This is a genomic window from Robertkochia aurantiaca, from assembly GCF_020166495.1.
In the GTDB taxonomy this organism is placed as follows: domain Bacteria; phylum Bacteroidota; class Bacteroidia; order Flavobacteriales; family Flavobacteriaceae; genus Robertkochia; species Robertkochia aurantiaca.
Genome location: NZ_JAINZS010000002.1, coordinates 514,480 through 539,560, shown reverse-complemented (window position 1 = coordinate 539,560; position 25,081 = coordinate 514,480). Strand labels below are relative to the sequence as shown.

Below are 25,081 nucleotides of genomic sequence, written 5' to 3'. Positions count from 1 at the left end.
ATTTGGTCATGCGAGTTCTCTGAAAATGTTAGCTTGTAGCCAAAGACGCCTGAATCTGCCGTTGGAATCATATCTTTCAGCCTGGCTGCTGATGTTGAACTTGCGATCCCTCGGATCATTGCCCACTCCGCTGTTGTACATCCAATTGCCCCAGTTGCTGTGTACGTCATAGTCGATGAGGGTACTCTCAAAATAAGCAGCCCCAATACGCCAGTCCTGCGCAAGTTCCTTGGCCCAGTAAGAAGCCACATTCTGCCTTCCCCTGTTGCTCATCCATCCTGTTTCCCGAAGTTCAATCATGTTCGCATTCACGAAGGGCTCAGCCGTTGACCCTGAAATCCAGGATTCGAGTTTTTTTTCATCCCGCTCCCAGTCATAATCCCTGTTCTTAATACCGCCCAGGTGAAAGATTTTGTCTCCGTGTTTCAACGAGATATATTTAAAATAATCTCTCCAGATTAGTTCGAATATGAGCCAATAGGTACTTTGATTTTCAGCAACGCGGTCTTCGAATTTCTTTATCTGATGATAGATCTCCCGGGGCGAAAGACTTCCGTTAGCCAGCCAGGGTGAGAACTTTGAACTGTAGTCGGTTCCCACAAGACCGTTCCTGGTCTTTTTATAATATTTGATTTTCTGAGTGTCCCAGATATAGTACTCCAGTCGTTTTTTAGCCTGTTTCATACCTCCCCGGAAGGGAAAGGCCGTGCGGTGATCGGTAATTCTGGACTCCAATCCCAGTTCTTCAGGTTCAGGGATATCTGATTTGTTGAGGGAAATACTTTTTTTCGGTTTCCCGATGTTCTGCACCGGTCTTACCGGGGATTGCTTTTCCAGTGTCTTTCTGAAAGCTGTAAATACCTCCGGGATTTGGTCGAAATTTTCGTAGGGAATATCATCGGGATGAAACAGGAATTGATCAAAATGTTCTTTTACAGGAATATGGAGCTGTGCTTTTACCTTTTCACTAACGGCCAGTTCTTCGCTGGTCCATTCTCTCTGTAAATGAACTTCGGTGATGTTGTATGTGTCTGACAGTTGCGGAAGAAGCTCTTCCGGCTTTCCTTTTTCAATAATCAGGGGTATGTTGAGTTCAGCCAGACTGTCGCGAAGCTCTCTCAGAGTTTCGAGCAGAAACCTGGTTCTGAAATAACCGGTTTTATTAAATCCGTACCGGGTTTCACGGTAGTGCCTTGGGTCGAGAAAATAGACACCTATCACAGCATGTCCGGAATTGATAGCCTCTGAAAGCGATGCCTGATCGCTCGCTCTCAGGTCATTTCGAAACCATACCATTACTGTTTTTTCTTCTGTTTTCTGCATTTGTTGCTACAATATTTTACGTTTTTCCACTCTTTCTCCCATTTTTTTCGCCAGCTGAACGGACGTTGACAAACGGGACAGATCTTTTCAGGGAGATGTTGTTTTTTAATCATAAAAAAAAAGACCGAACAATCGGCCTTTAAAATACATTTTGTCTAAGAAAAATGTGTTAATATTAAACAAAATTATTCAGGTGTCATTTTGTTGATGCGTTCTTCATAATTCTCAATGGCTTCACGTACCATGTCGACGTTGTCAGAAGCTCGTTGGTGGGCTTCTTCCATAACTTTTTCAAGTTTGGCATCCGGATGTTGAAACAGATCTGTGATCACATGGTTGATCTTATCGATACTGCTTTCCTGGGTGTTTTTAATGTCTTCCAGTTTCGAAAGTATCTTTCGCATCCTATCGAGTTTGGCTTGATCCATAATTTTAAGGTTTAAGATTTTATATAATATACAATAAAATAATAACATGCTCATTTGGAGGAGATTTCCTGACATTTCAGTTCGTAGAGGAGGGTAGTCTTTCAAGGGGCCTGGTCAGATACGATCACATTATTTTAAACAAAAGAAATTGTTAACTTTGTTTATCCCGCTTATGCGGGAATTTTTATAACTAACTGCATGCAGCAACCCAAAAAAATTGCGATCACCGGTAGCGGTCTCGTAGGAAGTCTTCTGGCGATTTATTTGATGAAAAGAGGTCACCAGGTAGATGTTTATGACAGAAGACCCGATATCAGGGGAACCGAGTTTTCAGGACGTTCGATCAATCTGGCCATGTCTATCAGGGGATGGGCTGCTCTGGAAAATGTCGGAATTGAGGAGGAGATCAGAAAGCTTGCTATTCCCATGCACAAGCGTACCATACATGTGCTTGATGAACCGGTTTTTGACCAGTATTACGGAAAGGATGGTGAAGCTATCTATTCCATTTCCAGAGGGGTGCTGAATAAAAAAATGATCGATCTTGCCGAAGAGGCAGGGGCCCGTTTCATATTTGATACGAAGGTTTGGGATGTGAAACTTCCTGAGGCTACCTTGTTTACAGGAGAAAGTGAAAACGAGACCTGGACCCCTCACCAGTATGATGTGGTATTTGGGGCTGATGGGGCTTTTTCACGAATCAGACATAAAATGCAGCGGCGCAGTATGTTCAATTACAGCCAGCATTTTCTTGAAAGTGGTTATAAAGAACTGACCATTCCGGCTAATGCTGATGGTTCCCACAAGCTTGATAAGCATTCTCTGCACATTTGGCCCAGGGGAAATTTTATGCTGATCGCTCTGCCCAATCTCGATGGTAGTTTCACCTGTACGCTTTTTCTTCCATTCGAGGGCGATTATTCTTTTGAGGCCCTGCAAACCAGGGAGCAGGTGGAGACGTTTTTCAGCAATTTCTTCCCCGACGTGATCGATGATATTTCAAACCTGGTTCGGGACTTTTTCAAGAATCCCACCAGTTCCTTAGTAACGATCAAATGCTATCCGTGGACCTATTGGGATAAGGTGGCGCTGGTAGGAGACTCAGCTCATGCAATCGTTCCTTTTTTCGGCCAGGGAATGAATGCAGGTTTTGAAGACATCGCTGCCCTGAATGAGTTAATGAATATTCACAACGATGACTGGGAAACGATCTTTCAGGAGTATCAGAAGAAACGCAAACCCAATGCAGATGCGATTGCCGAACTGAGCTACCGGAATTTTGTTGAAATGAGTTCTCAGACTGCAAATGCTGAATTCCACCTGAGAAAGAAGATAGAGAAATGGTTTGCCGATAAACATCCCGATAAATGGCAACCCCTCTACAGCCGGGTGACCTTTACCACCGACCCTTATGCCGAAGCGCTAAAGGAAGGAGATCGTCAGCAACGTATAATGGATGAGGTGATGAAAATGGAAAACCTCGCAGAAGACTGGCAAAGTGAGAGGGTGGAAAACACGATTCTTTCTCTTCTGGAAAAATAGCTTTTTAATACATAAAAAGCTGGATGTCAGCGATTTTAAACTTCTGCGTGTTCGAAATATATTAAATTTAAAGTACTTTTATATTGATTTTCTGAAAGTACGAACTATTAAAATCGCAGCTATGAAAGATGTACGTCTTGTTAAAATGCTGCCCCTTTCTTTTCTTTTCCTTTTCCTTCTGGCTTTTACAGAGCCTGAGCCCTACGATCGGTTCTATACCGAGGTGCCCCTCTACTGGCATGACCTGGTTACTCCTGATATGGAGAAGTCAGAATCCTTTTATAACAGTGTGTTCGGTTGGGAGTTCCGAAAAATAGATGTTAAAGGTCTGCAACTCGCGACCATTTATGACGGAGACCGCCCCATAGCCGGGGTTATTGAAGTGCCGGAGGCTAACACATCGGTTTGGTTAAAAACCGTATATGTGAATAACCTGGAAAACAGGGTGTCAAAAGTGAAAGATCAGGGAGGAAAGGTTTTATTGCCTCCTGCCCGTGTACCCGGAAGAGGGATGCAGGTGGTACTCGAGGGAGTCGACGGTGAAGAGTTCGCCCTAGTGGGAAGCGGTGACATGATCACAGGAGTTGCGGCAGACAACAGTTCCTGGGCCTGGTCAGAACTGTGGGCTGAAGATCCTGCCAAGGCCAGGGAATTCTATGAAACCGCCTTTGAGGTGCAGACGGCATCAGTAGACTATGGTAACCAACCATACTGGATCTTTCAGAAGGGTACGCATAAACTTGCCGGAATGATCAAAAACCCGCTCACCAATCAGGGTACGCAGTGGGTGCCCTATGTGGAGGTTAATTCCTCTGAAACGGCTGTCGGAAAAGCAGAAGCTGCCGGGGGATTCATCGTATTGTCTCCTGATGCCAAGATTCGCGACGGGAAGGTGGGCATCTTTCAGGATCCTATGGGAGCGATCATTTGTGTTCAACATTTAAATTAATAAACATGGTTACGATATCTTCAAAATACATATACCGCTTTGCCTTATTTTTATTCATACTTAGTCTCATGGCTATGCTTTTTTCTTCATGCGGCGGGTCGCATTGGGGAACCCGTGCAGGGGTTGATGTGGTTTGGGGCCCGGGAGGTCCCAGGGTACAACCGGAACTGAGCGTTGGCCTGTATAATGGCGGAAGATGGTGATCGTTATTGGTATCCTGATGCCTGAAGAGAAAACAATTCTGCGTAAAGCTGATCGTTTTCCATAAGTTCTTCGTGAGTACCTTCTTCCAGTATTTCACCGTTTTTAAGCACGATGATGCGGTCAGCCATCCTGACCGTACTGAAGCGGTGAGAAATGATCACACTGGTCTTTCCCCTGGTCAGGCCGATAAATCGTTCGAATACTTCAAATTCTGCTTTGGCATCGAGAGCGGCGGTAGGTTCATCAAGCACCAGCACCCGGGCATCTTTCATATAGGCCCTGGCCAGTGCGATTTTCTGCCATTGTCCGCCGGAAAGATCCTTCCCCTTTTTAAACCTTCGGCCCAGTTGCTGCTCATAGCCTTCCTCGAGTTCCCTGACCACATCATCGGCAAGGCTTAGTTCTGCAGCTCTTTTAATGCGTTCAAGATCCGGGAGATCTTCGATTCGACCTACTGCAATATTTTCACGTAATGTAAATTCATATCTGAGAAAGTCCTGGAAGATCACTCCGAAGACCTGTTGGTAGGTCTCTCTCTCGAAACGATTGATATTGATACCATCCAGGCAGATTTCGCCCTGCTGAGGTTCATAGAAGCGCAACAGCAATTTGATAAGTGTGGTTTTTCCGGCGCCATTCTCACCGACAAATGCCATTTTTTCTCCTGCTTTGATACGGAAACTTACATTCTTTAAGACATGATGAGAACTGCCCGGGTATGAAAACCAGACATTTCTGAATTCAAATCCTTCTTTGATTGGGTCGGGTATAGGCAGGGGATCTTTTACGGGGGGAGGGGTTTCCATGTCGATAAAATCAAAATAGTCTTTCAGATAGAGCGCGCTTTCGGTAATGCGGGTAAAGCGTCCGAAAAAGCCCTGTAAGGCATTTCTGAGCCGGTTGAAGGAGCCGCTGAGAAAGGTGAGTTCCCCGATGGTAATCATGCCGGTAAGAACACGGTAGATGATCAAAATATAGGCGCCGTAATAAGACAAAACTCCCAGCATATTGAAAAAGCCTCCCCAGGCCGTTCTTTGCACAGCCAGTTTTTTATTGAGGCGGTAGTACTCATCAGAGAGCCTGCTGAACCGGTCTGAAAGAAAATCTGTGAGGCCAAAGAGCTTGACCTCTTTTGCTGTTTTGTCGTTGGCGCCAATATACCTGAGGTAATCCAGTTCCCTTCTTTCTGCCGTCCAGGATCGCGCCAGGGAGTAGGAGGCCGAGCTAAAGCGAATCTCATTGATGAAAGAAGGTATTACGCTTAATACGAGAATGACGATCAGTACGGGCTCGAAAAATATCAGTCCTGCGATCAGCGAACCGATGCTGATAAGGCTCTGAAACTGATTCAGGATATTAGACATCAGGTTTACGCGGCCCGTAGTCTGGGTGCGGGCTCTCTCAAGCTTATCGTAAAATACGGCGTCTTCCAACTGGCTGATGCCGATTTCTTTGGTCTTTTGAATGATTGCCACTGAAGAACTGTTGGCATAGAGGTCTCCCAGTAAACCGTCGGTGAGGGTGATGACCCTTCCCAGGACATCGGTCAGAAGCACGATCAGGAATTCCAGCAATACGTAGTTCCATAAGATCGTATAATCTTCTGATCCGGAATTTACAATACCAATGATCTCATCGATGATAAGCTTCCCGATCCAGAGAACCACCACAGGACTGAAGGCATTTATAAGCCTGGTGATCATATTTATAAGGAAAAGTGAAGAGCTGGTTTTCCATATCTCCCTGGCAAAACGAGGAATCAGGCGGAAGGCTGCGAAACTGTCTTTGAAGCCCGGCCGTTCTTTTTTGGTTTCCTTTATTGATGGTAGTCTTCTGGCCAAAAGATTCAGCGTTTGTTTTTCATTTCCTGTTGTCTCATGGGCATACTGTCGATCAGCTCATAAATAATGAGCGGATCAACCAATTTCCGGGATCTGTATTTTATCCCTCCGTCTTTTCCGATCAATACCAGCATGGGTGGGGGACTTTCTAAATCCAGCTTTTTGATGACCTGCTCCCGTGAAATTTCTGTCTTATCTTCGAAGAGATAGACCTGCTCCGTTGTTAATGTAAAGATCAGGATATCTCTGTCACGGATTTTTTCGGGCGTTGCCTGAAATGCCTTATACTGCTCAGATTGCGTTGGAATGATGTTTTGCTGAGGGAAGATCAGCAGCAGGCGGTTCTTCCATTTGTATGTTTCCAGGTTCATCTTTTGGGTTTCTTGGGAAAGGCTTACGAGAGAGATGCTCAAAACCAGGATTGTCAGTATCGTTCTCACAGCAATATCTAAAATTTGATTTACTGAAAGTTACGAATATTATAGAAGGCATTACCCGGAGAGCAGGCATAAAAAAACCCGCTTAAGGTAAGCGGGTTCGTATTCTTGTTTGATGTTAGAGGAAATTAAAATCCTGAGAACATTTCATCCATCTTGACTTTTTCTTCATCTGCCAGTGCGGGGTCAACCAGGATCCGTCCGCTGTGCTCATCGGTGATGATCTTTTTGCGGGATGCGATTTCCATTTGAACCTGAGGAGGAATAGTGAAGAAAGATCCTCCTGAAGCACCTCTTTCGATAGGTACTACGGCGAGACCGTTCTTTACGCTGCCACGAATTCGTTTGTAGGCAGAAAGCAGTCTGGGTTCAATAAGCCCTTCATATTCGGCGCTTTTGTCCATCAGTGCCTTTTCTTCCTTTTCTGTTTCAGCCAGGATATCGTTCAGTTCACTCTTTTTGTGTTTCAGGTGTGTTTCCCGCTCTGACAATTTCTCTTTCGTCTGAGCGATCACTTCTTTCTTCTGCTCTATCTGAGCCTTGAACTCCTTGATATTCTTTTCAGCCAGCTGAATTTCCAGCTCCTGGTATTCGATTTCTTTAGAGAGCGAGTTGAATTCGCGATTGTTACGAACGTTTTTCTGCTGCTCAGTATATTTTTTGATCAGTGATTTGGCTTCCTCGATAAGATTTTTCTTATTGCTGATCTGCTCATGGATCTCATCAAGGTTCCCGTGTAACTTTTCGAGCCTGGTTTTCAGTCCTTCCACCTCATCCTCAAGATCTTCTACTTCCAACGGTAACTCACCGCGAACGTTTCTGATTTCATCAATGCGAGAATCGATAAGTTGCAGATCGAATAATGTCCTTAACTTTTCTTCTACGGTAGCTTCGGTTTTCTTTGCCATAATTAATATAAATACTTGACGGGATTTGTATTGCAAGTTGATAAAACGACTGCAAAATTAGTGATTTTTTTTGTAAGATACTTAACTATTAGTTCTTTTGTAAATTGTTCCGATTCATAGTGGCCAATGTCTGCTAAAACGATCTTGCCCTCTGCGCGGTAGAAGTCATGATACTTCAGGTCGGCAGTCACAAAAACATCCGCTCCTGCTGCGATGGCTTGTTCAATGGCAAAAGCACCGCTGCCTCCGAGAACGGCTACCTTTTTCACCGGCTTTGATCTCAGGGCACTGTGCCGCAGTCCGGGGGTGTTCATCTGCTGAGTGATATCTTTCAGGAATGATGATTCGTTCATAGCTTCAGGCAAATCGCCTGTCATTCCCAGCCCGATGTGCTGGTTGCTATTGTCGAGACCGTATATTTCATAAGCCACCTCTTCATAAGGATGGGTCTCTTTCAGGGCTTTCAGAATACGCCCTTCTGCATGTTTCGGATAGGTGATGTTCAGTTGGGTTTCCTTCTCAAAATGCAATTCTCCCTTTTTACCTACCACCGGGTCTGAACCTTCCCCGCCTCTGAAAGTTCCGGTACCCTGAAGGTTGAAGCTGCAATGATCATAATTCCCGATGTTTCCCGCACCGGCCTCGAAAAGCGCCGTACGCAGGGATTCGGCGTGATCGTCGGGAACATAGGTCTGTAGTTTTTTGATGGTATGCTGCTGAGGAATAAGAACCTTTCGGTTTATCAGTCCCAGTTTGTTGCAGATCATGGCGTTGACCCCCTGAAAATGATTGTCGAGAGCTGTGTGAACGGCATAGATGGCAATGTCATTTTGTATGGCCCTGATCACAGTTCTTTCGACATAGGTTTTTCCTGTAAGGCTTTTCAATCCTTTGAAAATGATGGGGTGGAAGCTGATGATGAGATTGCAGTTTTTTTCAATAGCTTCATCTACCGTGGCCTCCAGAGTATCAAGAGTGACCAGTATACCTTTTAGTTCCCGGTCGGGATCTCCAACCAATAACCCCACATTGTCGAAATCTTCGGCATAATTTAAAGGAGCCCAGGATTGCATGAGGGTCATTACGTCTTTAATAATCATTTCCTCCGTTTTTTTTCAAAGATAATTATTCTAATTTCGCTTGTATGCGTTGGTTAAGAAAATTACTACTTCCCTTTTCACTGATATACGGGCTTGTTCTGCGGATTCGGCATTTTGCCTATGATGTGGGGGTTTTTCCGTCGGCTTCTTTCCCGTTTCCAGTGATCTGTGTGGGCAACCTGCGCGTCGGGGGTACCGGAAAAACCCCTATGACCGAATACCTGGCTACTTCGTTGAAGGAGCACCATAAAACGGCGATACTGAGCCGGGGGTACGGACGAAAAACAAGCGGATTTCTGGTTGCTTGTTCCGGTATGGGTGTCAGGGAGCTGGGCGATGAACCTTTTCAATATGCACGAAAACTCAAAGGAGTGACGGTGGCGGTTGATGAAAACCGAAAGAGGGGCATTTCCCGATTACGTGATACTGCCGATATAGAAGTGGTTATTCTGGACGATGCTTTACAGCACAGAAAGGTTGCTCCCGGATTGTCTATGCTGCTTACCGCATATGGAGATCTGTATGTTGATGATATGCTATTGCCTGCAGGGAATTTAAGAGATTTGAAATACAGGGCGTCGGCCGCCGATCTGCTTGTGGTCACCAAATGTCCGGCTGACCTCACAGCATCGCAGATGAAGGAGCTGAAATCAAGATTGAAGCCCGAAGGCAAACAGCAAATTTTCTTTACCACTATTGAATACTCAGATTATACCGGAGGGGCAGAAATTGTAGCACTTGAAACATTGAAACAGAAACAGCTGGTACTTATTACCGGAATCGCAGATCCTTCGCCTCTTGTAAGGTATCTGCAATCTTCAGGTTTCGATTTTATGCATAAGGCCTATGCAGATCACCATGAATTCTCAGAAAAAGAGATCAGGCTGTTTCAGACCTACCGGGATTCAGGAAAAGTATTGCTGACCACTGAGAAAGATTATACGCGTCTATCAGAAAAGATAGAGGGGGTGTTGTATCTGCCGATCAGGATAGGTTTTCTCGAAGATCAGCAGGGATTCGAGAATCGCATCAATGAATTTGTGACGCAACAATAAATTTTATCAGGTCAGGCAGAGTTTTTTCTTTGCTGCAGGGCCTTGGCGATAACCCCGTAAAAGGTTTCAGGCTTAAAGGGCTTGGTGATAATGTCGGTGCAGCCGGAGGCGAAAAAATCATCGAGGCTTTCATCGAGGGTAATCGCTGTAAGGGCAATGATGGGGATTTCCTTGTCAAATTCCCTGATCTCTTCGGTGGCTTTAAGTCCGCTGATACCAGGCATATGAATATCCATAAGTATCAGGTCATAACTGTTCTCTTTCGCCATGTCTATGGCTTCATAACCGTTATTCGCAATTTCACAGCTAATGTCTTTTTTGCCAAGCATCTTTTGGGTAATCACCTGGTTGATCTTATTGTCTTCAACCACCAGAACGCGAAGTCCTTTAAAGAAATCGTCACTGACCTTAACTTCAGCGTCTGCCGTTTGTTTTACTGCATGTTGTGTTTCCTGAGTCTGAGTCTGTGGCAAATCGAAACTGATGTCGAACCTGAACGAACTTCCCACACCGAGTTCACTGCTTAGCGAGATATTGCTGTCGAAAAGCCCCAGCAGGCTCTTCACGATAGTAAGTCCCAGGCCGGTACCCCCGTATTTCCTGTTTATCTGAACCGATCCCTGGGAAAAGCTTTCAAAGATGTTTTCCTGCATTTCTTTGGAAATTCCGATTCCTTCATCATTGACCTCAAAGTGAATATCGATGCTGTCATCATGTTTTTTCCGCGTTTTTGCAATAATGGTCACCTTTCCGTTTTCGGTAAACTTGAGGGCATTACCTACCAGATTCAGAAAGATCTGTGACAGTTTCAGTTTGTCGCCTATCAGGGTGTCGGGTATATCGGGATCGATTTCGACCACGATCTCATTGTCGTTCTGCTTGGCGGTCTGATGCATGGCAGCACAAACATCTTCCATGGTATGCCTGAGATCGAACTCTTCCAGCTCTAACGCCAGTTTATTGGCGTCGATCTTGTTGATCTGTAAAATATCATTGATGAAGTTCAACAGATATTCCCCCGAGAATTTCAAGGATTGCAAGTGTTCCTTCTGGCTTTCTTTCGGATCTTCTTCCAGTAGGAGATGGGTCAGACCTGTTACGGCATATAGCGGGGTTCGGAGCTCATGGCTTACTGTGGAAAGAAACTGGCTTTTTGCCTTCATGGCTCTTTCCGCTTCCTCTTTGGCTAATTGCAGCTCGTTGTTTTTCTTAAGTAACAGATCATTGGTCTTGAATTTGATCTGATTGTTTCTGTATAGAGAAATGGTCAGCAAAGAGATGATGATCAGCAGAGCAGAACTCAGTACAGAAGTAAGTTTCGAAACACTGACCTCCTGGTCAGACTTTTCTTGTTGTTCTTCCAGCTGATTAATGGTGTTTCGCATGCTTTCGGTCACCTTTTTCATCGCAAGCTCATTCTCAACTTTCAGCAGTTCTGCATTGAAATAGATTCTTTCAAGGCTGTCGGCAGCTTTGTAAAATGCCAGGGCTTGTTTATAATCTCCATCATTTTCAGCCAATTCATAGAGCTTATTATTGGCGAAAACCATGTATTTGGGAAAGGTGAACCGGTAGGCATAATCTAGCGTATTCTGCAAAAGCAGGCGTGCACTTTTCTTATTGTCCATATCAAGGTAAAGCTCAGCAAAATGATATTGAGAAGCACAGTAGAGATACTCCTGTTCAAAACGGTGATATGGAGGGATGAGTTTTTTAAAGGTGACCTTAGCCTTCTCTTTTTTGTTGAGTTCCTGGTAGCTGCGGGCTTCGTAAAAGAGAAGCACGCTTAAATGGCTTTTATCTGAATAATCGGCAGCGGAAAATGCCTCACGGATCAATTCTGTAGCCCTTTCCTCCTTACCGTTCTTGGCCGCCAGAAAGGCCTGCAGAATACTGCTCACGGCTCTTTCTTTTTCGATATCCTTTACTTCGTAGAGGTCCTGGGCCCTACTCAGGATTTCTGCCGGATCAAAGTTTTTGCCCTGTTCGATGTAGACACGGGCCAGGAGATTCTGCATTTTGGCGATGGCCTCTCTGTCATCAAGAAGGCTTGCCACGCTTTTACCCTGGTCAATAGCCTCAACAGCTTTTTGGAAATCCCCCTGATTTTTGAATTGGTAAATTTTGCCGATCAAAGACTGAAGGCTGTCCTGAAGCACGAGTTCATCCTGTGCTGCCATAGTTAATGGCAGCAGAAACATAAGGATTAAGTACCTGAGGGCCAGTTTTTTCATCTTCTCTCCTCGTGAGATTATAAATATAACTAATTATTACTTATACGTTTAATTAAATCGACCAATCTGCTGCTGTAGCCAAATTCGTTATCATACCACCCTATAATCTTTACCATTTTCCCGATCACAGAGGTCATTTGCGCATCAAAAGTACAGGATGCCGGGTTATTGATTATATCGACTGAAACAATGGGATCTTCGGTATAATCGAGGATGCCTCTGAGCTCATTTTCAGCGGCTTTTTTGAAGGCCTGATTCACGGCTTCTATGTCGGTTTCCTTTTTAACGTTCAGGGTGATATCGGTCAGGGAACCGTCGGGTACCGGCACTCTGATACCGCATCCGCCGATCACTTCGCTCAGATCCGGGAAAATGCTGGTAAGGGCCTTTGCAGCTCCGGTGGTAGTTGGAACAATTGATTGAGAGGCAGCACGGGCACGTCTCAGGTCCCTGTGAGGTTGGTCATGGAGGCTCTGATCTGTGGTATACGAGTGAACCGTAGTGATATAGGCTTGTTCAATACCGCAGAGATCCCTGATAACCTTGATCATAGGCGCTGCATTGTTGGTGGTGCAGGAAGCGTTAGAAATAATGCGTTCATCGCCTTGAAGAATGCTGTCGTTCACTCCCAGAACCACCATGGGAATATCGTCGTCTTCAGGAGGAACTGAAAGAATCACCTGTACTTTTTCATTGTACAGATGTCCTTGCAAGGAATGACTGTTCTTGAATTTCCCGGTAGCTTCGACTATGATATCGGGTTGGTGATTTTCCCAGGGGATGTTTTCAGGTAACCTTTCATTATAGAGGGGAAAGTTGTTCTCTTTGACCGTGATAAAGTCTTTCCCTGCACTAACAGGAAAGGGCAGTACCCCGTGAATACTATCGTACTTTAGCAGATGTGCCAGTGTTGGGGCATCGGCAAGGTCGTTGATCGCGACCACTGAAATCTCAGGTATTTCCAGCAGCAAGCGAAATAGGGTACGGCCAATACGTCCGAATCCGTTAATGGCAACTCTGGTGGTGTTCAATATTTATGTAAGCTTTTGGTTATTTCCTTGTAATTATTCAATGTGTTTATGAGCCTTGTAGGAAGAGCGAACCAGGGCGCCGCTTTCCACATGCCTGAAGCCAAGGTCTTTGCCGATCTCTTCATAACGTTTGAACTGGTCGGGAGTTATGAATTGTTTTACAGGCAAATGCTTTTTGCTGGGTTGCAGGTATTGCCCTATGGTAACGATATCAACATCTGCGGCACGAAGATCATGAAGGGTTTCGATTACCTCTTCTTCCTGTTCGCCCAGGCCGAGCATGATTCCCGATTTTGTTCTTCTTATGCCTTGTTGCTTAAGGTATTTCAATACTTCAAGACTGCGGTCGTATTTAGCCTGTATACGTACCTCACGGGTAAGCCTTCTTACGGTTTCCATATTATGAGACACCACTTCAGGACTTACGGCCACGATCCGGTCGATATTTCTTTCCACACCCTGAAAATCAGGGATAAGGGTTTCAAGGGTCGTTTCCGGATTCATTCTGCGAATGGCTTTTACGGTTTCAGCCCAGATGATAGATCCCATATCTTTCAGGTCGTCACGGTCTACAGAGGTGATTACGGCATGCTTGATCTTCATGATACGGATCGATCGGGCCACCTTTTCGGGTTCTTCCCAGTCTACTGTTTCAGGCCTTCCGGTTTTCACCCCGCAGAATCCGCAGGATCGGGTACACACATTTCCGAGTATCATGAAAGTGGCTGTACCTTCGCCCCAGCATTCACCCATGTTCGGGCAGCTTCCGGAAGTACATATAGTGTGAAGATTGTATTTGTCGACAAGACCTCTTAGTTCGGTATATTTTTTACCGGTAGGCAGCTTTACCCGAAGCCATTTCGGTTTACCCTTCTTTGGAGGTGCCACACTGGTTAAAGTGTCTGTGCTCATACTGCAATTTTAGCACAAAGATACGAAGTATACTTTTAAATAAATACTCATATGAAAAACAGGTACCATACGGTGAATCCTGTCAGGAATACAATTCCCGAAATGCTGAGTATGTGCATGAGAAGTCCGGGTTTTGCGTTTGCAGGCATGTGCCTGGAACATACAAGAGTGTAGTTGAAGATGGCGAAGAAAGGTGCGGTAACAAATGAAATAATAGTGGCTATATCGATGAGTGTTGCCATTTCAGAAAGGAAGAACATCAGGATGGTCACTGTACCGACGGCCAGAAGACCCAGCCAGAATTCATAGTTAAACCTGAATTTTTTGCCTGTTAAAAGATGCAGTGTTTCTGCCATGGCCCGTGGAGAGGCGTCAAGAGTGGTAAGGGTGGTGCTGAACATGGCGGTAAATCCGGCCAGGGCTATGATCACAAAAGCGTAGTCTCCAAGCATTTCGGTATACATCGAAATGAACTGCGCAGCAAATCCCGCCGCACCATTCTCAAAGGTGTCTCCGCTCTGATGCATAACCAGGGCACCTATACTTACAAAAAAGACCCCCAGGATCACCGTTGAAATATAGCCTATATTAAAATCAAAAGCTGATCTTTTAGCGTCGTATTCTGAATCGATCCTGTTCTTTTCCCGAACCCAAAGCGATTGCCATACCGAAATATCAAGGGGTGCCGGCATCCATCCCATAAAGGCGATCAGAAAGGCGACCCCACTCACTTCTTCCGGGAAAACCTGTTCGAAATTCACAGGCTGATTATTTCTTACCGCTGCCATGATGACTGCGGTAACTGTGCAGATGGTCAGGATCAGAATGATCACTTTCATAATACGATCAAGCAGGGTATAGCGGCCTGCCAACAACATCACCGTACTTACCAGAGTAATTATGATACTCCAGGTGATGGCATCGGCACTGATGCCGAACAGGTTGGCAGCCAGTCCGGCCGTTACGATGGTCACAGCACTTTGGATGCTGAACATAACGGCAAATGTCATAAGAAAGTACGCCCAGAGCACAGGTCTGCCCAGTCTTTTATATCCTGCCAGCAGGCTCTCTCCGGTAGCCATGGCGTAGCGCGGACCGAATTCAAAGAAGGGATATTTAAACAGATTTGAAAGCATGAGGGCCCAAAGAAGTCCGAAGCCGAAATCGGCACCGGCACGGGTTGACTGAACCAGGTGTGAAACTCCGATAGCGGCACCGGCAAAAAGCAGGCCCGGACCAAATTTTCTGATAAGATCTTTCAAAGGCTGAATTTTTCTGAAATGTAGGAATTTTTCTTCTTACGGGGAGTGAGGCCGGGACGAAAGCTTGATCAGGATCAATTTTTTTTAATGATGTCGGCGAGTAATTTCCTGGCTCTTAGCAGCTTCACCTTAATATTATTCAGGGGCTCATCAAGCGTCTTTGCGATTTCGTCGTAAGTCATCTCCTGGAAGTACCTCAAATGTATCACCTTTTGATAATGAGGTTTCAGTTTTTGAATGTGTTTTAGCAGGGAATTCAAGTCCTGTTCGCTAATAAGCTGATCTTCGGCAGTGGGGGCATCATCAGGTACCTGATAGATTCCGTTCTGTTCCTGCTCATCGAGCTGTTGCATCATGCGTGACTTTTCTTTGCGCAGAAGATCGATGTGAATGTTCTTCGAGATGGTGATAAGCCAGGTTTTGAATTCGTATTCTTCCCGATAGGTTTCAATACGGTCGAAAGCGCGGGAAAAAGATCTGATAGTGATGTCTTCGGCCTGATTCTCATCATGGGTTCTCAGCAATTGGAAACGATAGACATCGGGCCAGAAGCGGTTCAGGAGAAAACTGAAGGCTTTTTGATCGCCTTCTTTTGCCTTTTCGATATGATCTTTTACGTTTTCTTCCTGCTTCAAGTTCGTGTTTCGCTTTGCTTTAAAGATAAGAAAATGCAGTCTTCATTCTTTTCAGGAATGACAAAAAAAAGATATTTGAAAGGGAAGGGGGTTAATTCACCTGAGGATCAGTTGATTTCTTGCAATCTTGTTCATCGGGGAGCTTTCCGCAAAAACTGCAGGCCTCACCGGATTTGTTAAGAAAAGGCGACTGACTGGCACAGGTGCCGGCAAATTTACCGTCTTTTTTCGCCCAGATCTTTATGGCTATACCTGCGAATGCCAAACCAAGAAGTACGATGCTGATCAAAATAAGTTCCATAACCAAATTTTGTGCAAAGTTACAAAAGAACACCTGATTTCTGGAATCAAATATCATAAAGCTATACAAAAAAAGCAGCTCAGTTTGAGCTGCTTTTCAGTTATTTGATCATCAGATCGTATATTATTCCTGGTCGAAACGAATATCTGCTACTTCTGTATCGATGGTGGCAAAATTATTGTTTCCTTTAGATTCTATTGTGATTTTATAAGCCGTTGCATCTTCGTTAAATGGCAGGGCCATTAGTTTTCTGTCAGCCTGTTCGAGAGTACCCAGGCAAACCATTTTACCATTGATCTCGGCCCACATTTTAAGTTCTTTCTCTTTCGGTAGTTCAGGAAGCGACAACACGTTGATGGCACTTAATCGTTCCTTAGAGTTTATGTAAGCAACAGATTTCAGGTTCTTTGCTCTTTCGTTACCGGTAATATAGTATTTTTTGGTTTCCGGATTGTTCAGAACAGCAAACTTGCTTTTTACATTTTCCAGTTTAGAATTCGTCAGAACGATATCTTTTTTCAAATCCTCGATCTGAGTGGCAACGGTGTTGTTCTGATCAGAAAGCAGTTTGTTCTGCTTCCAGAGGGTTACGGTAGCCATGGCGAATATCATAGCTGCCACCGAGGCTGCTATGAAAAGCCAGGATACGGGCTTCTTATCGTCAGCGGCTTGCGATTTGCCGAGCTCTGAAACGATCTCTTTCCTGAGGTCTTCAGGAGCTTCTACAGCGTATGACCTGATGAAGAGCTCCAGGTTTTCCTGCAGGATCTCGTATTCCTTTTCGATCTCGGGATATTTTCCGATAAGGTGTTCTGCACGAAGAGACTCCTCTACAGAGGTCTCACCGGTTAAATACCGCTCTAACAGGTCAGATTCTAATACCGTATGTATCGTATCTTTCATTTTACAGATAATTATGATAAGGTGGCAGGGTCGAAAATCTTTCTTAGTTCTCGTAACCCGATTTTCAGGCGGGATTTGATCGTTCCAAGCGGAATATTCAGCTCTTCGCTGGCCTCTTGTTGCGTCATACCTTTAAAAAAGAGCGCTTCCAGAACTTCAACATACTTGTCTTCGAGAGTGTTCAAGTGTTTCTTAATGTCCATATGTTCCGGGTTTACTCCCTGAACGCCTAAATTATATACGTCTGAAACTTCAATTTGGATCTCCTGGTCTGTCTTAAGTGAAATACTTCTTATTTTATCGATTGCGGTATTGCGGGTAATGCGAAACATCCAGGTGAACAGCTTTGATTTTTCAGGATTATAGGTCTCTATCTTATCCCAAATCTTCATCAGGCTTAATTGAAGTACGTCTTTGGCCAGGTCTTCATCTTTGGTGATTTTCATGGCCACCCCAAAAAGCGTATCTCCGTAATGATCGTACAGCAGGTTCATGCCTTGTTCATCACGGTTTTTTAAATGGTCTATTATGGTTCTCTCCAGCAATTTGCTCATACAGTATTAGCTTGATTATCTGCGGCCGGCATTAAGCAGGTGCGATAGATTACAACGGGTGGCGCTTTACATTCAGGCTTCGGTCGTTCGAGAACCCGGGATATGCGCCAAATTTATTAATTATTCGTGTAATTATGCTTTATAACTGCCTATTTTAGAATTTATTAGATAATGTTCACCTCATTCTCAATAGCTATGCCAAATGTTTCCATAACCGTATTTTGGATGTGTATTGCCAGGTCGTAAATCTCCTGGCCTTTAGCGTTCCCGTGGTTGACCAATACCAGCGCCTGTTTGTCATGAACTCCGGCATCGCCAAACCGCTTTCCTTTAAAACCGCACTGTTCTATGAGCCAGCCGGCAGGGACCTTGAACTCATTATGACTGATCTCATAATGCGGCATATCGGGATGGTTTTTTTGTAATCTTTCGAACTGTACACGGTCGATAACCGGATTCTTAAAGAAACTACCGCTGTTCCCAATTTCTGCGGGATCGGGTAGCTTGCTCTGCCTGATTCGAATAACAGCTTTTGATACATCTTCAATACCGGGCTCATCTATGCCCATAGATTGCAGCTCCTTGTCAATGGCGCCATAGGAAGTGTTGAGTCGGTGATCTTCTGAAGTGAGCTCCAACACCACAGAGGTGATGATGAACTTGCCTTTGGCTTCGTTTTTAAAAATGGAATCTCTGTACCCGAACCGACATTGGTCTTTGGTGAAGGTAACTATTTTACCGCTGGCTATCTCCATGGCTTCGCATGAGACGAACACATCTTTGAGTTCTACACCATACGCCCCGATATTCTGAACGGGAGCTGTTCCGGTATTCCCCGGAATAAGACTCAGGTTTTCCAGTCCTCCCAGCTGTTTTTCCAGGCTCCATAATACCGTTTCATGCCAGTTTTCACCCGCAGCGATACGAACGAGGGTTTTTCCCTTTTCATGACCGACCACTTCTTTGCCTTTGATGCCGATATGTACAACAAGTGCATCGAGGTCGGTGGTCAGCAATAAATTGCTGCCGCCTCCTAAAATGAATTTTTCGGGATAGTCTTCTAATTGTAACACCCGGGCCAATTCTTCTTCGGTATTTACCGAAACAAAGAACCTGGCCCTGCTGTCAATTTTAAAAGTGTTGTATTCCTTTAGAGATTTATCTGTCTGTATATCAGGATGCATTATAGCGATTTAAGGCTTCTTTCAGTATGGTTACTGCCCTGACCAGGTCTTCTTTCTTCAACACATAGGCGATGCGAACCTGATTTTTTCCAATGCCGGGGGTCGAATAGAAGCCGGCTGCAGGGGCTACCATAACTGTTTCTCCGTTAAGGTCGAAGTTTTCGAGCATCCAGCGTGCAAAATCATCGGTATCTTCAACCGGTAACTGTGCGATGCAGTAGAAAGCACCTTTTGGAGTTGCCACTTGTACGCCTTCGATCTTGCTCAGTTCTTCGATAAGAAGGTTTCTGCGTTCAACATATTCTTCGATAACCTCGTCAAAGTACTCCTGAGGGGTGTCCAGAGCCGCTTCACAAGCTATCTGAGCGAAAGTTGGCGGAGAAAGTCTGGCCTGGGCAAACTTCAGCGCTGTAGCGATCACCTTTTTGTTCTTAGAGATAAGGCAACCGATACGGGCACCGCACATACTGTAACGCTTAGAGACTGAATCTACCACGATGGCATGATCCTTCAGTCCGTCTATGCTGAGAATGGAATGGTGTGTTGCTCCATCGTAGGTGAATTCGCGATATACCTCATCTGCTATGATGAAAAGGTCATGTTTCACGGCGATGGCGGCCAGTTTTTCAAGCTCTTCTTTAGAATAGAGATAGCCGGTTGGGTTCCCGGGATTACAGATCAGGATCGCTCTGGTCTTGTCTGTGATCAGTGCCTCGAAATCTTCGATGGGAGGAAGGGCAAAATTGTTTTCTATATCTGAAACCACAGGGACCACTTTCACTCCTGATGCCGTGGCAAAGCCGTTGTAATTGGCATAGAACGGTTCGGGTATGATGATCTCATCTCCCTGATCTGCCACCGTTCCCATGGCAAACATAAGTGCTTCTGATCCTCCTGTCGTTACGATGATCTCTGAAGCGTCACAATTCACACCGTTCTTGCGATAGTAAGCCGCCAGCTTCAGTCGGTATTCTTCTGAACCTTCGCTTCGGCTGTATGCAAGTGTTTCGATGGTATTGTTCTTGATCGCATCCAGTGCTACTCTGGGCGTCTTAATATCGGGTTGTCCGATATTCAAATGAAACACATGTATTCCCCTTTTTTTCGCGTCTTCAGCGTAAGGAACCAGTTTTCTTATAGGTGACTCGGGCATTTGGTGCCCTTTGGCAGAAATTGTTGGCATAAGCTCTGATTTTTAAACGCTGCAAATTTGCGAAATATATTTAAAATGAGACCAAGAGATCCGGGGTTTGTTCCATGCTTCATAAATGTTAAATCATTAGGTATAACCGTAGGATTTTGGTATCTTAAGTGTTCATCAATCAATGATTTACGTTTTGTTTCGTTCGCTGCTGATATACCTGTTATGGGGTTTGTTCCCCGTATTCCTTTTTTCCCAGGGTGATTTTCATCTTCAAAAGGGAAAAGAGAAGGAGGTGGTGCGTTTTGATTTCATCAATAACCTGATGATCGTACCGATAGAGGTGAACGGGGTAGAGCTGTCTTTTATTGTAGATACCGGCGTTAACAAACCCATTCTTTTTAATCTTTCCGAAAACGACTCTGTTTCACTTCGAAACTTTGAAGAAATCACTATCAAAGGCTTAGGTGACGGAGAGGCCATACAGGCCATTAAATCATCAGGGAACACCTTCCGCATAGGAGAAATATACAATCCGAATCAGGAGATCTATATCCTGATGGATACTGATATTAACCTGTCTCCCAGATTGGGTATCGCAGTAAACGGTATCATAGGGTATGACTTGTTTGAAAATTTTGTGGTCGAGGTGAACTACAACCGCGCGCGTCTGGAATTTCACCGGCCCGACACATATACCTACCGCAATTGCCGGAAATGCGAAACCCATCAGATGGATATTGTGGCTAATAAACCCTTTATCAAAGGATTCATAGACCTGAACGAAAGTCAGGATCTGCCGGTGTACCTTCTGGTAGATACAGGCAGTACCGATGCCCTATGGCTTTTTGAAGATGAAAAGCAGGGAATAAACGTGCCGGAAAAATACTTTGACGATTATATCGGAAGGGGGCTTAGCGGTGATGTCTACGGGAAACGTTCCAGAGTGCGCAGTTTTGCCATCGGTGACTTTGAACTGGAACAGGCCAAGGTGGCTTTTCCAGATTCGGCATCAACCCAGAATCTTAAATACCTGGGTACGCGTAACGGGAGTGTTGGTAACGAGATCATCAAACGGTTCAATCTGGTTTTCGATTATCCCAATCGAAAGATCACCCTGAGGAAGAACCGATTCTTCAATGATCCCTTTAAATACAATATGAGCGGGATCGAACTGCAACACAACGGGCTCAGACTGGTTCGCGAGATTTCAGGTAGTTTTAATCATCTTCGAAACAAAGATGAAAACAGCCAGGGGATCACCTTTGATCTGCAACGAAATTACAGCATAGAATTGCATCCGGCACTTGAGATCGCTGAGCTTAGGGAGAACAGTCCTGCCAAGGAGGTAGGTCTCAGAAAGGGCGATGTGATACTATCGGTCAACGGAACCCCTGTACACCGGTTCAGCATACAGGAACTGAGAGAGATTCTGAATGAAAAACCGGGTAAAAAACTTAAACTTCGCATTCAGCGTGACGGGAAGGAACTTCAATTTGCCTTTCAGCTCAAAAAAGTACTTTAATATTTCTGAAATACCTGTGGTTGACAATTGTCATGTTTATCTCCTTTAAAATGAGTTATTTTCACTGAATAATACCGGGATTATGGGGTATAAGTACGTGAAGAGTATCGATTCGGCAGAGGAGCGCGCCCTCTATCACAAACACCTGCTTTCTGACGTGGCTGCGCTCGAGCGTATCTACAATGAAAGACTGTTCGAGGCCGATTGCATTCGTATCGGAGCAGAACAGGAATTGTGCCTGATCGACAACCACTGGTACCCCTCCACATTAGCCACAGATCTTCTTGAGGCGATTGATGACCCGCATTTTACTACAGAAATCGCCTGTTACAACCTGGAGATAAATCTGGACCCTATTGTTTTAAGAGGAGAATGTTTCAGCCAAATGCAGAGGGAGCTGGAGCGGTTACTCGATAAAGCGGCCAAACATGCAGCGGGGAAGAACGTGCGCATACTGTTGACAGGCATTTTACCCACTATCAGCAAAAAGCATCTGGCTCCGGAATACATGACACCCCTGGAGCGCTATGCAGTGCTCGACCGCACCCTGAGAAAAATCAGGGGGAGGGATTTTGATCTTCATATCAAAGGAATAGACGAACTGCTTGTAAAACATGATTCAGTATTGTTTGAAGGCTGTAATACCAGTTTTCAGGCACATTTGCAGGTGGTGCCCGATGACTTCGTGAAAAGCTACAACTGGGCCCAGGTGATAGCCGGACCCTTATTGGCGATTTCAACCAATTCGCCCTTGCTTATGGGGAAAGAATTATGGGAAGAAACCCGTATTGCCCTTTTCGCTCAAAGTACCGATACCAGGTCAAGTTCATTTCAGCTTAACGAAAGAGAGGCCCGGGTGAGTTTTGGAGACGATTGGGCTCAGGGAGATCCTGTCGATATCTTTAAACAGGATATCATTCGGTTTCGAAGTATTATCAGTTCAGACTTCGGCAAAACCAGCATGGAGGAGCTGGATTCCGGAAAAATACCTTCGCTGAAGGCCCTGGGACTGCATAATGGCACCATCTATCGGTGGAACCGGCCTTGTTATGGTGTTTCTGACGGGAAACCCCATCTTCGTATAGAGAACCGGTACCTGCCCGCCGGACCTACCGTTATTGATGAGGTTGCCAATATGATGTTTTGGGTTGGAATGATGTCGGGTAGACCGGCCGAATACGACCGGGTACAGGATTTATTCGAATTCAGGGATGTTAAAGCTAATTTCCTTAATGCTGCAAGACATGGTATGTCGAGTCAGATCTATTGGGAAGGGGAGCAGCTATGTCTCGATAAGCTGGTACAGGAAATTTTATTACCTGTTGCCCGCAGAGGTCTTAGGAAAAGAGGCGTTTCAGAAGAGGATATCGATTTCTATCTTAAAGTGATCACCCGTCGGATCGAGCATCAGGGTGCTTCGAGATGGATGCGAAAAAGTTACAGGAATCTTCGCAAGAAGTTTAAGAAGACCGATGCCTGCCGGGCGTTAACAGCAGCCATATATCATTATCAGTCAAAAGGAAATCCGGTTTCGTCATGGAGAATTCTGCAGGATGATGTCGATATCAGCCTTGAGAAGGAGAAGCGGGTCGACCAGCATATGAACCGGGTTGTTGAAACGGCACAGGAAGAAGATAATGTTGCATTCCTGAGAGAAATAATGCGCTGGAGAAAAATTCACCATATGCCTGTGATCGACAGCCACGGGAAACTTACAGGTATTGTGACCTCTACAGATCTCGACCGGATACGTCTGGATGGGGAACCCGTATATCTTGCCGAGGTGATGAAGAAGGATGTGATCACCATCGAGCCCTGGGGGTCTATGAAAGAAGCAGGAGAGCTTATGCGGAAACATGACATAGGTTGCCTGCCTGTGGTTCAGGATGAATACCTGGTGGGGATATTGACCCGAAATGATTTATAAAACCTGATCTTTTGAAGCCAGACCGTGTATTATACAGATATGATGCCGCTCCCGAGCTGCCCGCTGTGGTGTTTTTTTGCGGAATACACGGAAATGAACCTGCCGGTGTAAGAGCTTTTGAGCAATTGCTGCCTTTTCTGGAGGAAAAGGATCTTTCGGGTTCGCTTTACGTTCTGTCAGGAAATCTCGCAGCGCTGAAGGAAGGGGTGCGTTATATGGATGTCGATCTGAACAGGATATGGGACGATCTGCATCTCAAAAAAATCGCTGAGGCTGATAAAGATTTTATTTCCGAGCATTTGGATATGCGGGAAATTCTGCAAATGCTCCATGAAATTTGGGGCCGTATTGAGGGGCCTTTATACTTCATCGACTTTCACACCACATCCAGCGCCTCCATACCCTTTATCACTATTGACGATTCGATGATCAACCGAAACTTTTCTGAGCACTTCCCGGTTCCCAAGGTGCTGGGCATCGAAGAGTACCTGAACGGTACCCTGCTTAGTTTTATCAATCGTGTGGGCTATGTGTCTCTGGGGTTTGAGGCCGGACAACATCAAAGCAGAAGTGCAGTTCTTCATGCTGAAGCTTTTATGTGTCTGACATTGGAATATGCCGGGTTACTTCCTTCGGGTATGCGGATCAACAAATCGTATCGGCGTACCCTGACAGAGGCTTCGAAGGGAAAGGACTCCTTTTATGAGATCACCCAGCGTTATGGGATTGACAAGGACGAGGATTTCAGAATGATACCCGGTTTCGAAAGTTTTCAGCATATCAGTGCAGGCACTGAACTTGCCTTGTCAGACGGAAAGCTTATCAAATCAGAAGAAAAGCAGGTATTGTTTATGCCATTATATCAAAAACAAGGCGCTGACGGTTATTTTTTCATAAGGGAAATACCCCGGTGGGCCTTGATGCTGTCAAGATGGTTTCGCCGTTTCAGGCTGGACTCTCTTTTGGTTTGCCTGCCCGGGGTGTCCTGGGCGACCCCTGATAAGCAGGCCCTTCTTGTCAAGCCTGCGGTAGCTAACTTTATGGCTCGTTCGATCTGGCATCTGCTCGGATACCGACATACCCGAAAAGCAAAGGGTGTATGGGTGATGTATAACAGGGAACGTGGTGCCAAGAAAGACCGCTATCCCCAGGTGGCCTGAAACGATTGGTTAAGACTCCGGTACTGTTGAGCAGATTCCCGTTTAGGCATATAAAAAAACCGTCTGCTTGGTGGCAGACGGTTTTTGTAAACCTTCGTTTATATACCTTACTTACCTGAAGAGGGAACTACTTTTCCTTTGATCTTCAGGGCTACGGTAGGATTGGAAGCATTGGAAAGAACCATTATGGTCTTTCTGATCGGACCTACTCTGTTGGTATCGTATTTCACTTCTATTTTTCCGGTTTTACCTGGCATTACGGGTTCTTCTGGCTTCTTAGGGATCGTACATCCGCAAGAAGATGAAACCTTTGAGATTACCAGAGGAGCATTACCTGTATTTGTGAATTCAAAAACACGAACGCCATCGCTTCCCTGCTCGATCTCTCCATAATCTATCACGTCGGTCTTAAATTCGATCTTGGCTTGAGTATCCTGAGCGTACAGGCCTATACTGGCAAGGCTCAGAAACATCAGCATTAGTAATTTTTTCATAAGTCTAAGATTTAAGATTGAATCAAAGTTA

At 45.1% G+C, this 25,081-nt stretch carries 25 protein-coding genes; 7 read left to right on the top strand and 18 right to left on the bottom strand.

Translation table 11 applies throughout. From position 1 onward, the window contains the following. Positions 1 to 6: 6 nt before the first annotated feature. From K7R10_RS04970 to K7R10_RS04960, 3 genes are all read right to left on the bottom strand, one after another. Complete coding sequence (locus K7R10_RS04970) at positions 7 to 1,323, bottom strand: DASH family cryptochrome (RefSeq protein ID WP_224483572.1); 1,317 nt, start codon at positions 1,321 to 1,323, stop codon at positions 7 to 9. Beyond that, positions 1,296 to 1,436, bottom strand: coding sequence for a DUF2256 domain-containing protein (locus K7R10_RS04965; protein ID WP_224483571.1), 141 nt, complete (start codon positions 1,434 to 1,436; stop codon positions 1,296 to 1,298). The genes K7R10_RS04970 and K7R10_RS04965 overlap by 28 nt, the downstream gene beginning before the upstream one ends. A 72-nt stretch (positions 1,437 to 1,508) precedes the next feature. Then, entirely contained in the window at positions 1,509 to 1,751 is a 243-nt protein-coding gene (locus tag K7R10_RS04960) for a hypothetical protein (protein WP_224483570.1), read from the bottom strand. Positions 1,752 to 1,949: 198 nt separating this feature from the next. Between K7R10_RS04960 and K7R10_RS04955 the strand changes: the two genes are divergently transcribed. The 3 genes from K7R10_RS04955 to K7R10_RS04945 all read left to right on the top strand — a co-directional run bounded on the left by K7R10_RS04955 (position 1,950) and on the right by K7R10_RS04945 (position 4,445). Continuing rightward, a complete protein-coding gene (locus tag K7R10_RS04955; protein ID WP_224483569.1) occupies positions 1,950 to 3,293 on the top strand; it encodes an FAD-dependent oxidoreductase in 1,344 nt (447 codons plus the stop codon). Between the two features lie 121 nt (positions 3,294 to 3,414). Then, entirely contained in the window at positions 3,415 to 4,242 is an 828-nt protein-coding gene (locus K7R10_RS04950) for a VOC family protein (protein ID WP_224483568.1), read from the top strand. Between the two features lie 5 nt (positions 4,243 to 4,247). Beyond that, entirely contained in the window at positions 4,248 to 4,445 is a 198-nt protein-coding gene (locus K7R10_RS04945) for a hypothetical protein (RefSeq protein ID WP_224483567.1), read from the top strand. A 3-nt stretch (positions 4,446 to 4,448) separates the two neighbouring features. Here the strand turns inward: K7R10_RS04945 and K7R10_RS04940 are convergent, their stop codons facing one another. The 4 genes from K7R10_RS04940 to K7R10_RS04925 all read right to left on the bottom strand — a co-directional run bounded on the left by K7R10_RS04940 (position 4,449) and on the right by K7R10_RS04925 (position 8,732). Next, positions 4,449 to 6,287: an ABC transporter ATP-binding protein gene (locus K7R10_RS04940; protein ID WP_224483566.1), complete on the bottom strand. Its 1,839-nt coding sequence runs from the start codon at positions 6,285 to 6,287 to the stop codon at positions 4,449 to 4,451. A 5-nt stretch (positions 6,288 to 6,292) separates the two neighbouring features. Continuing rightward, complete coding sequence (locus K7R10_RS04935) at positions 6,293 to 6,658, bottom strand: DUF4174 domain-containing protein (RefSeq protein WP_224483565.1); 366 nt, start codon at positions 6,656 to 6,658, stop codon at positions 6,293 to 6,295. 194 nt (positions 6,659 to 6,852) lie between these two features. Further along, entirely contained in the window at positions 6,853 to 7,632 is a 780-nt protein-coding gene (locus K7R10_RS04930; protein WP_224483564.1) for a zinc ribbon domain-containing protein, read from the bottom strand. Between the two features lie 2 nt (positions 7,633 to 7,634). Continuing rightward, positions 7,635 to 8,732, bottom strand: a complete 1,098-nt coding sequence (locus K7R10_RS04925; protein WP_224483563.1) for a Nif3-like dinuclear metal center hexameric protein — start codon at positions 8,730 to 8,732, stop codon at positions 7,635 to 7,637. Between the two features lie 44 nt (positions 8,733 to 8,776). On the opposite strand from K7R10_RS04925, the gene lpxK reads away from it, so the two are divergent. Then, complete coding sequence (gene lpxK / locus K7R10_RS04920) at positions 8,777 to 9,787, top strand: tetraacyldisaccharide 4'-kinase (RefSeq protein ID WP_224483562.1); 1,011 nt, start codon at positions 8,777 to 8,779, stop codon at positions 9,785 to 9,787. A gap of 11 nt (positions 9,788 to 9,798) precedes the next feature. Here lpxK and K7R10_RS04915 read toward each other — a convergent pair whose 3' ends face one another. The 10 genes from K7R10_RS04915 to K7R10_RS04870 all read right to left on the bottom strand — a co-directional run bounded on the left by K7R10_RS04915 (position 9,799) and on the right by K7R10_RS04870 (position 19,986). After that, positions 9,799 to 11,967 carry a tetratricopeptide repeat-containing hybrid sensor histidine kinase/response regulator gene (locus K7R10_RS04915; protein ID WP_224483561.1) on the bottom strand — a complete coding sequence of 723 codons (2,169 nt, stop codon included), beginning with the start codon at positions 11,965 to 11,967 and terminating at the stop codon, positions 9,799 to 9,801. An 83-nt stretch (positions 11,968 to 12,050) separates the two neighbouring features. Continuing rightward, positions 12,051 to 13,052 carry a type I glyceraldehyde-3-phosphate dehydrogenase gene (gene gap / locus K7R10_RS04910; protein WP_224483560.1) on the bottom strand — a complete coding sequence of 334 codons (1,002 nt, stop codon included), beginning with the start codon at positions 13,050 to 13,052 and terminating at the stop codon, positions 12,051 to 12,053. A 33-nt stretch (positions 13,053 to 13,085) separates the two neighbouring features. Continuing rightward, positions 13,086 to 13,964, bottom strand: a complete 879-nt coding sequence (gene lipA / locus K7R10_RS04905) for a lipoyl synthase (RefSeq protein WP_224483559.1) — start codon at positions 13,962 to 13,964, stop codon at positions 13,086 to 13,088. A 47-nt stretch (positions 13,965 to 14,011) separates the two neighbouring features. Continuing rightward, positions 14,012 to 15,226 (bottom strand): Nramp family divalent metal transporter, encoded by a 1,215-nt coding sequence (locus tag K7R10_RS04900; protein WP_224483558.1) that lies wholly within the window; start codon positions 15,224 to 15,226, stop codon positions 14,012 to 14,014. A gap of 74 nt (positions 15,227 to 15,300) precedes the next feature. Continuing rightward, positions 15,301 to 15,861: an RNA polymerase sigma factor gene (locus K7R10_RS04895; RefSeq protein WP_224483557.1), complete on the bottom strand. Its 561-nt coding sequence runs from the start codon at positions 15,859 to 15,861 to the stop codon at positions 15,301 to 15,303. Between the two features lie 91 nt (positions 15,862 to 15,952). Then, the gene (locus K7R10_RS04890; RefSeq protein WP_224483556.1) at positions 15,953 to 16,162 is read right to left on the bottom strand and encodes a membrane or secreted protein; all 210 of its coding nucleotides are present in this window, start codon (positions 16,160 to 16,162) and stop codon (positions 15,953 to 15,955) included. A gap of 123 nt (positions 16,163 to 16,285) precedes the next feature. Continuing rightward, complete coding sequence (locus K7R10_RS04885; protein ID WP_224483555.1) at positions 16,286 to 17,065, bottom strand: anti-sigma factor domain-containing protein; 780 nt, start codon at positions 17,063 to 17,065, stop codon at positions 16,286 to 16,288. 11 nt (positions 17,066 to 17,076) lie between these two features. Continuing rightward, positions 17,077 to 17,619: an RNA polymerase sigma factor gene (locus K7R10_RS04880; protein WP_224483554.1), complete on the bottom strand. Its 543-nt coding sequence runs from the start codon at positions 17,617 to 17,619 to the stop codon at positions 17,077 to 17,079. Between the two features lie 164 nt (positions 17,620 to 17,783). After that, positions 17,784 to 18,803, bottom strand: coding sequence for a UDP-N-acetylmuramate dehydrogenase (gene murB, locus K7R10_RS04875; protein ID WP_224483553.1), 1,020 nt, complete (start codon positions 18,801 to 18,803; stop codon positions 17,784 to 17,786). Then, entirely contained in the window at positions 18,793 to 19,986 is a 1,194-nt protein-coding gene (locus K7R10_RS04870; RefSeq protein ID WP_224483552.1) for a pyridoxal phosphate-dependent aminotransferase, read from the bottom strand. The genes murB and K7R10_RS04870 overlap by 11 nt, the downstream gene beginning before the upstream one ends. 142 nt (positions 19,987 to 20,128) lie before the next feature. Here K7R10_RS04870 and K7R10_RS04865 point away from each other — a divergent pair, with 142 nt between their 5' ends. From K7R10_RS04865 to K7R10_RS04855, 3 genes are all read left to right on the top strand, one after another. Next, entirely contained in the window at positions 20,129 to 21,469 is a 1,341-nt protein-coding gene (locus K7R10_RS04865; RefSeq protein WP_224483551.1) for an aspartyl protease family protein, read from the top strand. 82 nt (positions 21,470 to 21,551) lie between these two features. Continuing rightward, complete coding sequence (locus K7R10_RS04860) at positions 21,552 to 23,396, top strand: CBS domain-containing protein (RefSeq protein ID WP_224483550.1); 1,845 nt, start codon at positions 21,552 to 21,554, stop codon at positions 23,394 to 23,396. Positions 23,397 to 23,407: 11 nt separating this feature from the next. Beyond that, on the top strand, positions 23,408 to 24,556 hold the full coding sequence (locus K7R10_RS04855) for a M14 family metallopeptidase (protein WP_224483549.1): 1,149 nt from the start codon (positions 23,408 to 23,410) through the stop codon (positions 24,554 to 24,556). A 107-nt stretch (positions 24,557 to 24,663) separates the two neighbouring features. Here the strand turns inward: K7R10_RS04855 and K7R10_RS04850 are convergent, their stop codons facing one another. Continuing rightward, entirely contained in the window at positions 24,664 to 25,050 is a 387-nt protein-coding gene (locus tag K7R10_RS04850; RefSeq protein ID WP_224483548.1) for a DUF1573 domain-containing protein, read from the bottom strand. Positions 25,051 to 25,081 lie beyond the last annotated feature (31 nt).

Coding starts and splice junctions, on each gene's coding strand:
- K7R10_RS04970 (WP_224483572.1), bottom strand. CDS start 1,323: ATGCAGAAAACAGAAGAAAAAACAGTAATGGTATGGTTTCGAAATGAC.
- K7R10_RS04965 (WP_224483571.1), bottom strand. CDS start 1,436: ATGATTAAAAAACAACATCTCCCTGAAAAGATCTGTCCCGTTTGTCAA.
- K7R10_RS04960 (WP_224483570.1), bottom strand. CDS start 1,751: ATGGATCAAGCCAAACTCGATAGGATGCGAAAGATACTTTCGAAACTG.
- K7R10_RS04955 (WP_224483569.1), top strand. CDS start 1,950: ATGCAGCAACCCAAAAAAATTGCGATCACCGGTAGCGGTCTCGTAGGA.
- K7R10_RS04950 (WP_224483568.1), top strand. CDS start 3,415: ATGAAAGATGTACGTCTTGTTAAAATGCTGCCCCTTTCTTTTCTTTTC.
- K7R10_RS04945 (WP_224483567.1), top strand. CDS start 4,248: ATGGTTACGATATCTTCAAAATACATATACCGCTTTGCCTTATTTTTA.
- K7R10_RS04935 (WP_224483565.1), bottom strand. CDS start 6,658: ATGAACCTGGAAACATACAAATGGAAGAACCGCCTGCTGCTGATCTTC.
- K7R10_RS04930 (WP_224483564.1), bottom strand. CDS start 7,632: ATGGCAAAGAAAACCGAAGCTACCGTAGAAGAAAAGTTAAGGACATTA.
- K7R10_RS04925 (WP_224483563.1), bottom strand. CDS start 8,732: ATGATTATTAAAGACGTAATGACCCTCATGCAATCCTGGGCTCCTTTA.
- lpxK (WP_224483562.1), top strand. CDS start 8,777: ATGCGTTGGTTAAGAAAATTACTACTTCCCTTTTCACTGATATACGGG.
- K7R10_RS04915 (WP_224483561.1), bottom strand. CDS start 11,967: ATGGCAGCACAGGATGAACTCGTGCTTCAGGACAGCCTTCAGTCTTTG.
- lipA (WP_224483559.1), bottom strand. CDS start 13,964: ATGAGCACAGACACTTTAACCAGTGTGGCACCTCCAAAGAAGGGTAAA.
- K7R10_RS04890 (WP_224483556.1), bottom strand. CDS start 16,162: ATGGAACTTATTTTGATCAGCATCGTACTTCTTGGTTTGGCATTCGCA.
- K7R10_RS04885 (WP_224483555.1), bottom strand. CDS start 17,065: ATGAAAGATACGATACATACGGTATTAGAATCTGACCTGTTAGAGCGG.
- K7R10_RS04880 (WP_224483554.1), bottom strand. CDS start 17,619: ATGAGCAAATTGCTGGAGAGAACCATAATAGACCATTTAAAAAACCGT.
- murB (WP_224483553.1), bottom strand. CDS start 18,803: ATGCATCCTGATATACAGACAGATAAATCTCTAAAGGAATACAACACT.
- K7R10_RS04870 (WP_224483552.1), bottom strand. CDS start 19,986: ATGCCAACAATTTCTGCCAAAGGGCACCAAATGCCCGAGTCACCTATA.
- K7R10_RS04865 (WP_224483551.1), top strand. CDS start 20,129: ATGATTTACGTTTTGTTTCGTTCGCTGCTGATATACCTGTTATGGGGT.
- K7R10_RS04860 (WP_224483550.1), top strand. CDS start 21,552: ATGGGGTATAAGTACGTGAAGAGTATCGATTCGGCAGAGGAGCGCGCC.
- K7R10_RS04850 (WP_224483548.1), bottom strand. CDS start 25,050: ATGAAAAAATTACTAATGCTGATGTTTCTGAGCCTTGCCAGTATAGGC.